Source organism: Streptomyces sp. NPDC004031, assembly GCF_053604375.1.
The window spans coordinates 165383-180064 of the sequence record NZ_JBSGHL010000004.1 but is presented as its reverse complement, the minus strand read 5'-3'; the positions used below and the strand labels follow the sequence as shown (position 1 = coordinate 180064).

The window sequence follows — 14682 nt, the reverse complement described above, 5'->3', positions numbered from 1 at the left end:
CGGCCCGGGGTCCGGTGCCGGGGACGCCCCCCTCAAGGCGTCCCCGGCGGTGGCGCCGTACGCCCGGCCCACGCGCCGGGCGTACGGCTCTCCCTCCCCGCACCGGCGGCGGGGTCCATGGGGGGAGTGGCTATCCGGCCGCGGGGCCGTAACGGAACCAGTCGTAGTCGGCGTGGCCCGTGCCGCCCGCGGGGCCGGTCGCGTACGGGCCGAGGTAGACGCCGGTGAAGCCGCCGGCCACCTGGCTGCTGAGGAAGCGGCCGTCGACGGTGCCGACGTCGCGGCGGCCGTCGGGGGACTGGGTGACGGAGAAGGTGTAGTGCTGTCCGCGGGTGCGCAGGCCCAGCCTCAACGGACCTGGGCCGACCGGGAGTTCGCCGCGTACCGTGCCGGTTCCGGCGTTGTGCTCGGTGAGCCGCACCACCGTGCCCCCGTCCGCGGCGGTCGTGACCAGCAGCGTGATGTGGTGGGTGTCGTTCTGGAGCACCGCGAGCCCGGCGGCCTCGCCGGGCGCGCCCGGTGTGAAGTCCAGCTCGGTCTCGGCGGCGCAGTCGATGTGCTGCTGGCGGCGCCCGGCGAAGGCGGGGGTGCTGCGTTCGGCGAGGGTCTGCGGGAGCAGCCGCAGCCGCAGGTGGCCGGGCCGCTCGGTGAGGCTGTACGCGTCGGTGGCGGGGCCGCGCAGCAGGTTCCAGACGGCGGTGTCGAGCGTGCCGGCGTCGAAGTGGTCGGTGGTGTCCGGCACCGGCCAGGGGTGCGCGGGCAGCGCGACCTCGACGTGGTCGGTGAGCCGTCCCTCGCCGGGGTTGAAGACCGGCCAGCCGTGCTCCCACTCGACGCGGGCCAGGAACGTCTCGCGGCCCAGGTTGGAGTGCGGGCCGCCGTAGACGCGGGAGGCGAGCGCCAGCGCGTACCAGTCGCCGGCCGGGGTCCGCACGAGGTCGGCGTGGCCCACGCCGGACACCGGGTAGGAGCGGCCGAGGTGGCGGTGGGTGAGCACCGGGTTGCCGGGGTGGTTCTCGTACGGGCCGGTCAGCTCGCTGCTGCGGGCCACGGTCACGGCGTGCTCGTGCTCGGTGCCGCCTTCCGCGAGCAGCAGCACGTACCGGCCCTCGACCTTGTACAGGTGCGGGCCCTCGGCCCAGCGGGCGTCGACCAGGGCGCCGCGGAAGAGCACGTGCTCGGGGCCGGTGAGCTTGCCGGCCTCCAGGTCCAGGGCGCGCAGCCAGATCTCGGTGCGGCCGCCGGTGCCGGGGATCTCGCGCGTGCCGAGCAGATGGGCCGAGCCGTCGTCGTCGAAGAAGAGCGAGGGGTCGAAGCCGGGGGCCTCGGGCAGCCACACCGGGTCGGACCAGTCGCCCGCCGGGTCGTCGGCGCTGAGCAGGAAGTTGCCGGAGGCGCCGCGCCCGTCGACGACCGTGCAGACGAGGTGGAAGCGCCCGTCGGCGTACCGCAGGGTCGGCGCGTAGATGCCGCCGCTCGCCCGGATGCCGCCGAGGTCGATCTGGTCGGCGCGGTCCACGGCGTGGCCGATCGGCCGCCAGTGGACGAGGTCGCGGCTGTGGTGCAGCGGGATGGCGGGGTGGTAGGCGAAGGACGAGCTGGCCAGGTAGTAGTCCTGCCCGACGCGGACGACCGAGGGGTCGGGGAAGCAGCCGGGGAGGACCGGGTTGGTCGCCGTGAGGGTCATGGGTGATGCGTGTCCTTCGCTGGCCGAAACGTTTCGGGCGCACAGCGCAGACCGCGCCAGGTCTGCGGCCGGGTCGCCGGAGACCCGGTCAACGCTCTCGTGGTCATCGGCGCTGACCACGAGAACGCCGCCGTGCCCGCCGCGGCGGGCGGGAAGGTGCCCGCGCGGAGGTCGTGGTGGGACGCCCCGGAGCGTCGAAACTTGCGAAATGCTTTCGGAAGTTTCAGCGTGACGTTAGAAGCGGGGACCGGTCCCGTCAACCCTCCCGCCGCAACTCGCCCGCGCCGCGGGCCCGTCCGTCCGCCGTACGGCCGCGGCCGGACCGCGTCCGCCGCGCACCCGTGCTGCGGGCCCTGGGCGTTGCCTATGCTGGGAGCCCACCTGCGACAGGAGGCACCGGTGGCGGCAGACAGCGCGGGCCGGGTCACGATCGCCGACATCGCCCGCGAGGCCGGGGTGTCCCTGCCCACGGTCTCCCGGGTGCTCAACGGGCGCAGCGACGTGGCCGCGGCGACCCGGCGCCGTATCGAGGACCTGCTGGCCGAACACGGCTACCGGCGCCGCGCCGGCAGCGGCACCGGCCGCGCCAACCTCGTCGACCTGGTGTTCAACGACCTCGACAGCCCCTGGGCGGTGGAGATCCTGCGCGGTGTGGAGAAGGTCGCGCACGCCGCCGGGGTCGGCGCGGTGGTCTCCGCGGTGCACCACCACGCGGCCTCCATGCAGCAGTGGCTGGTCGGGGTGCGCTCGCGCAACTCCGACGGCGCGATCCTCGTCACCTCGCAGCCCGCGCCGCAGCTGAACGCCGAACTGCGGCGGCTCGGCATGCCGCTGGTGGTGATCGACCCCGCCGGTGTGCCGACCTTCGACATCCCGACCATCGGCGCCACCAACTGGGCCGGCGGACGCAGCGCGGTGCTGCATCTGCTGGGCCTGGGCCACCGCCGGATCGGCATCATCACCGGGCCGCCCGCCCTGCTGTGCAGCCGGGCCCGGCTGGACGGCTACCGCGCCGCCCTGGAGTCGGCGGGCGCCGAGGTGGACGACGCCCTGGTGCGGGAGGGGGACTTCTCGCACGAGTCGGGCTTCGCCCTCGGCGCCGAACTGCTGGCCGCCGACCGCCCGCCGACCGCCGTCTTCGCCTCCAGCGACCAGATGGCGCTGGGTGTCTACGAGGCGGCCCGGCAGCGCGGGCTGCGGGTGCCGGACGACCTGAGCGTGGTCGGCTTCGACGACCTCCCGCAGGCCCGCTGGTCGCCGCCGCCGCTGACGACGGTGCGGCAGCCGCTCGCCGAGATGGGCGCGGCCGCCGCCGACATGCTGCTGCAGCTCGTCCAGGGCCGTACCCTCGACGTGCTGCGGGTGGAGCTGTCCACGTCCCTGGTGGTCCGGGACAGCTCCGCCCCGCCGCGTCAGGACTCCGACGCCGGCACCCGGCCCGGCGGCTCGGGCTCGGCGGTGGGCAGGAACCGCCCCACGAAGATCTTGTAGATCGCCCCGCCCAGCACCCCGCCGACCAGCGGTCCTGCGATCGGCACCCACCAGTAGAGATTGCCCCATTGGTCCCGCCAGGCGGTGTGGTAGCCGGTGATGAAGCTGGCCAGCCGGGGGCCGAGGTCACGGGCCGGGTTGATGGCGTAGCCCGCGTTGGCGCCGTAGGCCATGCCGATCGCCACCACGATCAGGCCGATGATGAAGGCGCCGAGGTTGGCGCCCGGCGGGGTGTTGAGCACGTCGGTGACGGCCAGGATCAGGATCAGCAGGATCGCGGTGCCGATCACCTGGTCGCGGAAGGCGCCCCACTCGTGCACCCCGGCGTTCAGCGAGCCGTTGCCGGGCAGCGTGGAGAAGACGATCTGCGTCTTGAAGGTGTGCCCGGGGTCGGCGTGCCCGAGGATCTCGCTGTAGTTCCAGCGCACGATCAGCGCCGCGACGAAGGCGCCCGCGGTCTGCGCGAGCGCGTACGGCAGCACCTTGCGCCAGGGGAAGCCCTTGAAGGTCGCGAGCGCCACCGTCACCGCGGGGTTGAGGTGCGCGCCGCTGAGCCGGGCGGCCACGTACACGCCCAGCGTCACGCCCAGGCCCCAGGCCCAGGCGATCGCGTCGTGCCCGCCGAGGCCGCCCTTGGGCTGGGTCAGCTCGCCGCCCGCGACCACCTGGGCGACCACCCCGGCGCCGATCAGCAGCAGGATCATCGTCCCGGCGAATTCCGCCGCCAGCTCGCCGACCAGTCCTGAGCCCCGTGCACGTGACGCCATGGCTACCGCTTCCCGCCGGCCCCCGCGGGCCGACTGTGGTCGCTGTCGGTGCGCGCACCGCTCCGGTGCGTGAGGGCTCCACCGAAACACGGTCGCGGCGCGCGGGCGCGCGGGATTAGCCCGTCCGGTCGGAGCGCGGCCGGGTCGTGTGGGCGGACGAGGGGGCGCGCCGCCGTGGGTGCGCCCCCTCGTCGTGCTCCCGACGGCAACGGGATATCTTGATATCAAGCAATGTTCTCGATGCCGGCAACGTAGTGCTGGAAACTGGAGCGGAGTAACCGGTGGCTGACTCGACCATCATCTATACGCACACCGACGAGGCGCCGGCCCTGGCGACGTATTCGTTCCTGCCGGTGATCGAGGCCTACGCCTCGACGGCCGGCGTCACGGTCGAGAGCCGTGACATCTCGCTCGCGGGCCGGATCATCGCTGCCTTCCCGGAGTACCTCCAGGAGGAGCAGCGGATCGACGACGCGCTGGCGGAGCTGGGCCGGCTGGCCCGCACCCCGGGTGCCAACATCATCAAGCTGCCGAACGTCTCGGCGTCCATCCCGCAGCTCAAGGCCGCCGTCGCCGAGCTCCAGCAGCAGGGCTACGCGCTGCCCGACTACCCGGACGACCCGGCGTCGGACGAGGCGCGCGACATCCGCGCCCGCTACGACAAGGTCAAGGGCAGCGCCGTCAACCCGGTGCTGCGCGAGGGCAACTCCGACCGCCGCGCCCCCGCCTCGGTCAAGAACTACGCCAAGGCCCACCCGCACCGCATGGGCGCGTGGACGCCGGAGTCCAAGACCAACGTGGCGACCATGTCGGCCGACGACTTCCGCAGCACCGAGAAGTCCGCGGTGATCGCCGCCGACGGCGCCCTGCGCATCGAGCTGGCCGGTGACGACGGCAGCACCACCGTGCTGCGCGAGTCGGTGCCGGTGCTGGCCGGCGAGGTCGTCGACGCCTCCGTGATGCGGGTCGCCGCGCTGCGCGAGTTCCTGGCCGCCCAGGTCGCCCGCGCCGCGGCCGAGGGCGTGCTGTTCTCGGTGCACCTGAAGGCCACCATGATGAAGGTCTCCGACCCGATCATCTTCGGCCACGTCGTCCGCGCCTTCTTCCCGAAGACCTTCGCCGAGTACGGCGCCGCGCTCGCCTCCGCCGGGCTCACCCCGAACGACGGCCTCGGCGGCATCCTCAAGGGCCTGGAGTCGCTGCCCGAGGGGGACAGGGTCAAGGCGTCCTTCGAGGCCGAGCTCGCCGCCGGTCCGCGGCTGGCCATGGTCGACTCCGACCGCGGCATCACCAACCTGCACGTGCCCAGCGACGTCATCGTGGACGCCTCGATGCCGGCCATGATCCGCACCTCCGGCCACATGTGGGGCCCGGACGGCAACGAGGCCGACACCCTCGCCGTCATCCCGGACAGCAGCTACTCCGGCGTCTACCAGACCGTCATCGACGACTGCCGCGCGCACGGCGCCTTCGACCCGGCCACCATGGGCTCGGTGCCGAACGTCGGCCTGATGGCGCAGGCCGCCGAGGAGTACGGCAGCCACGACAAGACCTTCGAGATCCCCGTCACCGGCACCGTCCGGGTCCTGGACGGCAGCGGCGAGGCGGTCCTGGAGCAGGTCGTCAGCGCCGGCGACATCTTCCGGATGTGCCAGACCAAGGACGTGCCGATCCGCGACTGGGTCAAGCTCGCCGTCACCCGGGCCCGCGCCACCGGCGTCCCGGCGGTCTTCTGGCTGGACGAGACCCGCGCGCACGACGCCAACCTGATCGCCAAGGTCCGCGCGTACCTGCCCGAGCACGACACCGACGGCCTCACGATCGAGATCATGACGCCGCAGGCCGCCACCGCCTACTCGCTGGAGCGCATCCGCCGCGGCGAGGACACCATCTCGGTGACCGGCAACGTGCTGCGCGACTACCTGACCGACCTCTTCCCGATCCTGGAGCTGGGCACCAGCGCCAAGATGCTCTCGGTCGTCCCGCTCATCAACGGCGGCGGCCTGTTCGAGACCGGCGCCGGCGGCTCCGCGCCCAAGCACGTCCAGCAGCTGGTCAAGGAGAACTACCTGCGCTGGGACAGCCTGGGCGAGTTCTTCGCGCTCGCCGCGAGCTTCGAGCACCTGGCGAACGCCACCGGCAACGCCAGGGCGCAGATCCTCGCCGACACCCTGGACCGCGCGACCGGCACCTTCCTCAACGAGGACAAGTCGCCGAGCCGCCGCCTCGGTGGCATCGACAACCGCGGCAGCCACTTCTACCTCGCCCTGTACTGGGCGCAGGAGCTGGCGTCGCAGTCCGACGACCCGGCCCTCGCGGCTGCCTTCGAGGGGCTCGCGAAGACGCTCGCGGAGCAGGAGGAGGCCATCGTTACCGAATTGATCGCTGTCCAGGGCGAGCCCGCGGACATCGGCGGCTACTACCAGCCCGACCCCGCGAAGGCGGCCGCCGTGATGCGCCCGTCGGCCACGTTCAACCAGGCCATCGCCTCCCTGGGCTGATCGCACGCCCTTTCGGACACCTGTCCGCAACACCCCCGTCACCCCGGCCGGTCGTCACCGAGCCGGGGTGACGGCGTCTCGGTGCGTTATCCCTCCGATGATTTACTTCTTGACGCGCAGCCAGGGTGCCGAGTTGACTTCGCGGCACATGGGCCGCGTCGTGGCGGCCTTATCAGGGGAGGCACCGCCGCAATGAACACGACTGCCCGCCGAATAGTCGTAGGAACCGCAGTGGCCGCGCTGGCGCTCACCATGGGCGCGTGCGGCAAGGCCGGTGACAAGAAGTCCGACAGCAAGGACAGCAGCTCCAGCAGCGACGGCGGCAACAAGTCGATCGGTCTGCTCCTGCCGGACACCGTCACGGCCCGCTACGAGAAGTTCGACAAGCCGCTCATCGAGCAGAAGATCCAGGAGCTGTGCTCCGACTGCCACGTGGAGTACGCCAACGCGGGCGGCGACCCGGCCAAGCAGGCGCAGCAGGTCAGCGCGATGATCGCGAAGGGCGTCAAGGTGCTGATCCTCGACGCGCAGGACTACGTCGGCATCAGGTCCTCGGTCCAGGCGGCGGTGGACAAGGGCATCAAGGTCGTCGCGTACGACCGTCTGGCGCAGGGCCCGGTGTCGGCCTATGTCTCCTACGACAACGAGAAGGTCGGCGAGCTCCAGGGCCAGGCGCTGCTGGACGCGATGGGCGCGAGTGCCACCCCGCAGTCCAAGATCATCATGATCAACGGCGACGACGCCGACCCCAACGCGGCGGAGTTCAAGCAGGGCGCGCACAAGGTCCTGGACGGCAAGGTGACCGTCGCCTACGAGCAGACGGGCCTGTGGAAGGGTGACGTCGCCAACCAGAAGGTCACCGCGGCGATCCAGTCCGTCGGCAAGAAGAACGTCAAGGGCGTCTACTCCGCCAACGACACGATGGCCGGCGGTATCGCCACCGCCCTGCACGCCGCGGGTATCAGCGTGCCGCTGACCGGCCAGGACGCCGACCTCGCCGCGATCCAGCGGATCCTGGTGGGCACCCAGACCTCCACGGTCTACAAGGCCGCCAAGCCGGAGGCCTTCGCGACCGCCGAGATCGCGGTGGACCTGCTCCTGGGGAAGGACTTCAAGTCCGTCGCCGACACCACCAAGAAGAGCGGGTCCGGCGAGATGGTGCCGGCCAAGCTGCTCGACGCGGTCTCGGTGACCAAGACCAACATCAAGGACACCGTGCTCGCCGACGGCACCTACACCGCCGCGCAGATCTGCACCGGTGACGCCGCCTCCGCCTGCGCCGCGGCCGGCATCAAGTAACCCCGCCGTACCACCGCACCACCCGAGCGGGATTCACGCGTTCAGCGCGTGAATCCCGCTCTTCTTCTTGACGGCATGCCATGGGCCCCTTGACACTGCCTTACGGATTCAGGGGTTCTCCTATCCGCAGACTGAGAGCGTTTTCAACCAGCTGAATCCAAGGGTCATGGTCGTGACGTGACCTGAAATGCGCAGTGCTGAGCGCGATTTACCCCCCACACCCGCGCTGACCTGGCGTTCACTTCACGAAGCCAGGGAAAGGACCCCACCATGCGCAGAACCCTCCCACCGGGCCCGTCCCGGCAGCGCTCCTACCGGCGCCCCGTCGCACTGCTGGCCGCGCTGGTCCTCGCCCTCGCCGGGCTGCTGGGCCTGATCGGCACCGCAGGAAGCGCCTCGGCGGCCGACGACTACACCCAGAGCGTGTCCGAACCCTCCTCCACGCAGGCGAAGTTCACCTTCACACCCACCTCGCCCGCGAGCTACGTGATCATCCACTACCAGGTCGGCACCGCCGGCCAGCAGAACGTCCAGATGACCGCCTCCGGCAGCAGCTGGACGTACACCGTCTCGCCGGTGTCCGTCGGCACCGTCGTGACGTACTCGTTCACGTACACCAAGAACGGCCCGCAGTACGACAGCCCGCAGTTCACCCACACCCAGGGCAGCGGCGGCGCCACCAGCACGGGCACGAGCACCGGCACCAGCACGGGGACCAGCACCGGAACCAGCACCGGAACCAGCGGCGGCAGCACCGGCGGCACGACGCCGCCCGCGGGCAACTGCACCGGGCAGTCCGACACCCCGAACTTCGGGCCCAACGTGCACGTCTTCGACCCGTCGATGGGCAACGCCGCCATCCAGGCGCAGCTGGACGCGCAGTTCAACCAGATGAAGGACACCAACACCGCGCAGTTCAGCGAGAACCGGGTCGCCGACCTGTTCAAGCCGGGCACCTACAACGTCGAGGACAACGTCGGCTTCTACACCTCCGTCGCGGGCCTGGGGCAGAACCCCGACCAGGTCACCATCAACGGCGACGTCACCGTCGACGCCTTCAACGCCTCCGACGCGGGCAACGCCACCCAGAACTTCTGGCGCAGCGCGGAGAACCTGGCGATCAACCCCTCCAGCGGCACCAACCGCTGGGCCGTCGCGCAGGCCGCGCCCTTCCGCCGGATCGATGTGCACGGCAACCTCGCCCTCTACCCCGCCAGCTACGGCTGGGCCAGCGGCGGCTACATCGCCGACACCAAGGTCACCGGCCAGACCGCGTCGATCTCCCAGCAGCAGTGGTACACCCGGGACAGCAACCTGGGCAGCTGGGACGGCGGCGTGTGGAACATGGTCTTCTCCGGGGTGACCGGCGCGCCCGGCAACACCTTCCCCAACCCGCCCGAGACCACGCTCGGCACCACCCCCGTCTCGCGCGACGTGCCCTACCTCTACCTCGACGGCAGCGGCAAGTACCGCGTCTTCCTGCCCTCGCTGCGGCAGAACGCGTCCGGCGCGAGCTGGGCGAACGGCTCCACCCCCGGCAGCTCGCTGCCGATGAGCCAGTTCTACGTGGTCAAGGCCGGCGACACCGCCGCGACCATCAACAGCGCGCTGGCCGCCGGGTGCAACCTGTTCGTCACGCCCGGCGTGTACCACCTGAACCAGACGCTCCAGGTCAACCGGGCGGACACCGTGGTGCTCGGCATCGGGTACCCGACCTTCGTCCCGGACAACGGCGTCAACGCCATGCAGGTCGCCGACGTCGACGGGGTCCGGCTCAAGGGCCTGCTCTTTGACGCGGGCACCACCAACTCGCAGGCGCTGCTGACGATCGGCCCGTCCGGCTCGGCCGCGAGCCACGCGAGCGACCCGACCAGCATCCAGGACGTCTTCTTCCGGATCGGCGGCGAGCGCGCGGGCAAGGCCACCACCTCGCTCGTCGTCAACAGCGACAACACGCTCATCGACCACATCTGGGCCTGGCGCGCCGACCACGGCAACGCCGGCACCGTCGGCTGGGGCACCAACACCGCCGACACCGGCCTGATCGTCAACGGCGACAACGTCCTGGCGACCGGCCTGTTCGTGGAGCACTACCAGAAGTACGAGGTGATCTGGAACGGCAACGGCGGCCGCACGATCTTCTTCCAGAACGAGAACCCGTACGACCCGCCCAACCAGGCCGCCTGGACCAACCCCAACGGCCGCAACGGCTACGCCGCCTACAAGGTCGCCGACAACGTGACCAGCCACGAGGCCTGGGGCCTGGGCAGCTACTGCTACTTCAACGTCAACCCCGCGGTGAACAACTACCACGCCTTCGAGGTGCCCAACACTTCCGGCGTGCGCTTCCACTCGGTGCTCACCGTCTCGCTCGGCAATGTCGGCACCATCAGCCATGTCATCAACGACACCGGCGCCGTCACCCCGACGAACACCACGCCCGTCAACGTCGTCAACTTCCCCTGACCGGCGGCGTTCCCCGAAAGGCGCCGGGTCCCCGCAGCACACGGGGGCCCGGCGTCCGGCGCCGGGGAAGAGCAGGGGGAGAGCGGGGGCGCGCGGGGGGAGCGCGATCCGCACGGAATCCGCCCCGACCGCACCCGTGACGTGATCGCGCCGCGGGCCGATAATTCCGCTCATGACGTCGGCGATCACCTGGGTGTCCGTCACGCTGGTGATCACCGGCGCGGCCGCCGCGCTCTTCTGGCTGGTCCGCGGGCGCCGCGCCTTCGGCACGCCGGTCGAGCGCGCCGCCTTCGCCGCGCTGCACGAGGCCTCGCTCGCCGCTCCGCTGCTGCGCGACGGGCTCAATCCCGAGTCGGCCCGCAAGGCCGCGCGCCATCTGCGGGCGCTGCTGGCCACCCCGGCGCTCGCCGTGGTCGCCGACGGCGAGCTGCTGGCGTGGGACGGCGCCGGGCGCCGGCACGCGGCGCAGGCCGTCGCCCACACCGCGGACGCGATGGAGGCCGGCCGGCCGTGGCTGGTGCCGGTCGGCGCGATCGACTGCGCCGACCTCGACTGCCCGGTGCGCTCCGCGGTCGTGGTGCCGCTCGTCGTGGACGGCCTGGTGGTCGGCGCCCTCACCGTCTACGCCCGGCAGGTCTCCGCGGGGCTGGTACGGGCCGCGGGCGAGGTCGCGCACTGGGTCATCGCCCAGCTGGAACTGGCCGAACTCGACCGCTCCCGCACCCGTATGGTCGAGGCCGAACTGCGCGCGCTGCGCGCCCAGATATCCCCGCACTTCGTCTACAACTCGCTCACCGCCATCGCGTCCTTCGTGCGCACCGACCCGGCCAGGGCCCGCGAACTGCTGCTGGAGTTCGCCGAGCTGACCCGCTACAGCCTGCGCAAGCACGGCGAGTTCAGTACCCTCGCCGAGGAACTGCGGTCGGTGGACCGGTATCTGCGGCTGGAACGCGCCCGGTTCGGCGCCCGGCTGCGGGTCGACCTGCTGATCGCCCCCGAGGTCCTGCCCGTCGCGGTGCCCTTCCTGTGCCTCCAGCCGATCGTGGAGAACGCGGTACGGCACGGCCTGGGCCCCAAGGCGACCCCGGGGCTCATCACCATCAGGGCCGAGGACGCCGGCGCGGAGTGCCGGATCAGCGTGGAGGACGACGGCGTGGGCATGGACCCCGAGGAGGTACGGCTCCAGCTCGCGGGCGAGGCGGAGGGCGACTCGCTGGGCCTGGGCAACGTCGACGAGCGGCTGCGCGCGGTCTTCGGCGACGACTACGGCCTCGTCGTGGAGACCGCGCCGGGCGCCGGGACCAAGGTCAACGTCCGGGTGCCGAAATACCGGAACGGAGTGCACGCCTCATGAGACCCCTGCGGATCCTCGCGGTGGACGACGAGCCGCCCGCCCTGGACGACCTCAGCTACCTGCTGCGCGGCGACCACCGGGTCGGCAGGGTGCTGGCCGCCGACAGCAGCGCCGCGGCGCTGCGGCTGCTGGAGGCCGAACCCGTGGACGCGGTCTTCTGCGACATCCGCATGCCGGGTCTGGACGGCCTCGACCTGGTCCGGGTGCTCGGCCGCTTCGCCCGCCCGCCCGCGGTCGTCTTCGTCACCGCCTACGAGGACTTCGCCGTGGACGCCTTCGCCCTCAAGGCCTGCGACTACCTCCTCAAACCCGTCGGCGGCGAGCGCCTGGCCGAAGCGGTACGGCGGGTCGCCGCGCTGCTGGACGCGCCCGCCGAGCCGCGCGACGAGCCCCGCGAGGAGCGGAGCGCCGAGCGCCGCGCCCCCGGGCCCGAGCGCATACCCGTCGACCTCGGCGGGGTCACCCGCTTCGTCTCCCGCGACGACGTCGCCTACGTCGAGGCCCAGGGCGACTACGTCCGGCTGCACACCGCCGGGCGCGCGCCGCTGGTCCGGGTGCCGCTCGCGGTGCTCGCCGAGCGCTGGGAACCGCACGGCTTCCTGCGCATCCACCGCAGCTTCCTGGTCTCGCTGCGGCACGTCGAGGAGCTGCGCTCGGACGCCGGGCACTGGACGGTGCGCGTCGCGGGCACCGAACTGCCCGTCAGCCGCCGCCACACCCGGCAACTGCGGGACGTGCTGGTGCGCTGGGCGCCCGCGTCAGGACCGGACACCGTATGACCGGCGGGCCGGGCGAAACACCCCAGGCGGCGCGCCGGGTCGCCGTCACCGCGCCGCGCCGGCACCGCGCGGGCGGCTACTCCGCGCGCGCCCGCGCCGCCGACCTGCACGCCCAGCCGCAGCTCGGCCAGGTCTACGTGCGCTCCCTGGTGCGCAACCAGCTGCGGCTCGCCCTCGGTGTGCTGGCCGTGCTGGGCGCGGTGCTCGGCGGGCTGCCCGCCGCCTTCGCCCTGCTGCCCCGCCTGCGCACCGCCACCGTGCTGGGGATCCGGCTGCCCTGGCTGCTGCTGGGCGTGGTGGCCTACCCGCTGCTGGTGGGCGCGGCCGCCTTCCACGTCCGGCACGCCGAACGCGTCGAGCGGGACTTCACCGACCTGCTGGGCGGCCCGGACGCCACGGAGGCCGCCCGCACCGAGGCCCCGCCCACGGACGGGAACCGCCCGCGGGAGCCGGACGGAGCCCAAGAGCCCGGCGACGGCCCGCAGCCGCCGCAGCCGCCGCACCGGCCCCCGCGCGCCGCCCGGTGAACCCCGGCCTGGGCCTGGCCGCCCTCGCCGTCGTCCTGGTCGCCACCGCCGCCTTCGGCATCTACGGCCTGCGGCTGTCGCGCGCCACCTCCGACTTCTACGTCGCCTCCCGCGAGGTCTCCCCGCTGTGGAACGCCGCGGCGATCGGCGGCGAGTACCTCTCGGCGGCCTCCTTCCTCGGTGTCGCCGGGCTCGTCATGGCCTACGGCGTGGACATGCTGGCCTACCCGGTCGGCTACACCGCCGGATACCTGGTGCTGCTCCTGCTGGTCGCCGCGCCGCTGCGGCGCTCGGGCGCGTACACCCTGCCGGACTTCGCCGAGGAGCGGCTCGGCTCGGTCGCGGTGCGCCGGGTGGCCGCGGTGCTGGTCGCCGTCATCGCGTGGCTCTACCTGGTGCCGCAGCTCCAGGGCGCGGGCCTGACGCTGGAGACGGTGACCGGCGCGCCGCGCTGGACCGGGGCGCTCGTCGTCGCCGTGGTGGTGGTCGGGGTCGCGGCGGCGGGCGGCATGCGCTCGGTCACGCTCGTGCAGGGCTTCCAGTTCTGGCTGAAACTCACCGCCATCGCCGTGCCCGTCGTCTTCCTGGTGCTGGCCTGGCGCTCGGCCGGTGCGCCCGCCCTCACCGGCCCCGACGTCCCGCGCTTCCACGGCACCACCGTCGTACGCCTCCAGGACGCGGTGCGCTTCGACGTCACCGCCCCGGTCACGGTCCGCGTCTCCGGCACGCTCGACGGCCGGGCGTACGCCGCCGAACCCGCGGCCCCCGGCAGCGTGACGCTCGGCAAGGGCGAGCACACCGCCGTCGGCGGCACCGCGCTGACCTTCCCCGGCGGCGCCGCCGTCCCGCACCGCCACGGGCTGACCCCCGCCACGGGCGCGAGCTGGGCGAACCCGCTGTCCGGCGCGGGCGGCCGATCCCACCCGCTGTACGCGCTCTACTCGATCCTGCTCGCCACGCTGCTGGGCACGATGGGCCTGCCGCACGTCCTGGTCCGCTTCTACACCAACCCCGACGGGCGCGCCGCGCGCCGCACCACCGTGCTGGTGCTCGTCCTGCTCAGCGCCTTCTACCTGCTGCCGACCGTCTACGGGGCGCTCGGCCGGGTGCTGGCGCCGCAACTGCTGCTCACCGGGCAGACCGACACCGCGGTGCTGGTGCTGCCGCAGCTCACCCAGGCCGGGGAGGGCGGGCGGCTGCTGGCCGCGCTCGCCACCGCGGGCGCCTTCGCCGCCTTCGTCTCGACCGCCTCGGGCCTGACCGTGTCGGTCGCCGGTGTGGTGTCGCAGGACCTGCTGCGCGGCTCCAAACGCGGCTTCCGCTGGGCGTCGCTGGTCGCGGGAGTGCCGCCGCTGGTGATGGCCACCGCGACCGACGGGCTGCCGGTCGCCGACGCGATCGGGCTGGCCTTCGCGGTGGCCGCGTCGTCCTTCTGCCCGCTGCTGGTGCTGGGCATTTGGTGGCGCGGCCTGACCGACCGCGGGGCGCTGCTCGGGCTCGTCGCCGGGGGTGGGCTCGCCGCGGTCGCGGTGGTGCTCACGAGCGTGCGCGGGCCCGGCAGCGGCTGGAGCGCGGCCCTGCTGGAGCAGCCCGCCGCCTGGACGGTGCCGGTCGCCTTCGCCGTGATGGTGACGGTGTCGCTGCTGACCCGGCACCGCCTCTCACCGGCCGCGGTGGACCGGGTGATGCTGCGGATGCACCTGCCGGAGGAGGTCGGCTCGGGACCCGCGCCGCTGCCCGGCCCCCGGTCGTCCGCCGCCGAACGCGCCTGAGCGGTACGCGGGCCCGGCGGCCGTACCGCCCGTACCCGC

Annotated in this window: 10 protein-coding genes; 8 read left to right on the top strand and 2 right to left on the bottom strand. The window is 72.7% G+C overall.

The window, feature by feature from the left end; genetic code table 11:
* Positions 1-130: 130 nt before the first annotated feature.
* Positions 131-1687 carry a glycoside hydrolase family 43 protein gene (locus tag ACWERV_RS04040; protein ID WP_452928416.1) on the bottom strand — a complete coding sequence of 519 codons (1557 nt, stop codon included), beginning with the start codon at positions 1685-1687 and terminating at the stop codon, positions 131-133.
* A 366-nt stretch (positions 1688-2053) separates the two neighbouring features.
* Here ACWERV_RS04040 and ACWERV_RS04035 point away from each other — a divergent pair, with 366 nt between their 5' ends.
* On the top strand, positions 2054-3178 hold the full coding sequence (locus ACWERV_RS04035; RefSeq protein ID WP_452928413.1) for a LacI family DNA-binding transcriptional regulator: 1125 nt from the start codon (positions 2054-2056) through the stop codon (positions 3176-3178).
* Here ACWERV_RS04035 and ACWERV_RS04030 read toward each other — a convergent pair.
* Positions 3100-3945 (bottom strand): MIP/aquaporin family protein, encoded by an 846-nt coding sequence (locus ACWERV_RS04030; protein ID WP_452928411.1) that lies wholly within the window; start codon positions 3943-3945, stop codon positions 3100-3102. The genes ACWERV_RS04035 and ACWERV_RS04030 overlap by 79 nt on opposite strands.
* A 281-nt stretch (positions 3946-4226) precedes the next feature.
* Here ACWERV_RS04030 and ACWERV_RS04025 point away from each other — a divergent pair, with 281 nt between their 5' ends.
* The 7 genes from ACWERV_RS04025 (at position 4227) to ACWERV_RS03995 (ending at position 14643) form a co-directional block, all read left to right on the top strand.
* On the top strand, positions 4227-6446 hold the full coding sequence (locus ACWERV_RS04025; RefSeq protein WP_452928409.1) for an NADP-dependent isocitrate dehydrogenase: 2220 nt from the start codon (positions 4227-4229) through the stop codon (positions 6444-6446).
* Between the two features lie 192 nt (positions 6447-6638).
* Positions 6639-7745 (top strand): sugar ABC transporter substrate-binding protein, encoded by a 1107-nt coding sequence (locus tag ACWERV_RS04020; protein WP_452928405.1) that lies wholly within the window; start codon positions 6639-6641, stop codon positions 7743-7745.
* Between the two features lie 270 nt (positions 7746-8015).
* Positions 8016-10211: a coagulation factor 5/8 type domain-containing protein gene (locus ACWERV_RS04015; protein ID WP_452928403.1), complete on the top strand. Its 2196-nt coding sequence runs from the start codon at positions 8016-8018 to the stop codon at positions 10209-10211.
* 172 nt (positions 10212-10383) lie between these two features.
* A complete protein-coding gene (locus ACWERV_RS04010) occupies positions 10384-11565 on the top strand; it encodes a sensor histidine kinase (RefSeq protein WP_398190598.1) in 1182 nt (393 codons plus the stop codon).
* Positions 11562-12344, top strand: a complete 783-nt coding sequence (locus ACWERV_RS04005; RefSeq protein WP_398190595.1) for a LytR/AlgR family response regulator transcription factor — start codon at positions 11562-11564, stop codon at positions 12342-12344. The genes ACWERV_RS04010 and ACWERV_RS04005 overlap by 4 nt, the downstream gene beginning before the upstream one ends.
* Entirely contained in the window at positions 12341-12871 is a 531-nt protein-coding gene (locus tag ACWERV_RS04000; protein WP_452928400.1) for a hypothetical protein, read from the top strand. The genes ACWERV_RS04005 and ACWERV_RS04000 overlap by 4 nt, the downstream gene beginning before the upstream one ends.
* Positions 12868-14643, top strand: coding sequence for a sodium/solute symporter (locus tag ACWERV_RS03995; RefSeq protein WP_452928397.1), 1776 nt, complete (start codon positions 12868-12870; stop codon positions 14641-14643). Before ACWERV_RS04000 ends, ACWERV_RS03995 begins: the two co-directional genes overlap by 4 nt.
* The last annotated feature ends 39 nt before the right edge of the window (positions 14644-14682 follow it).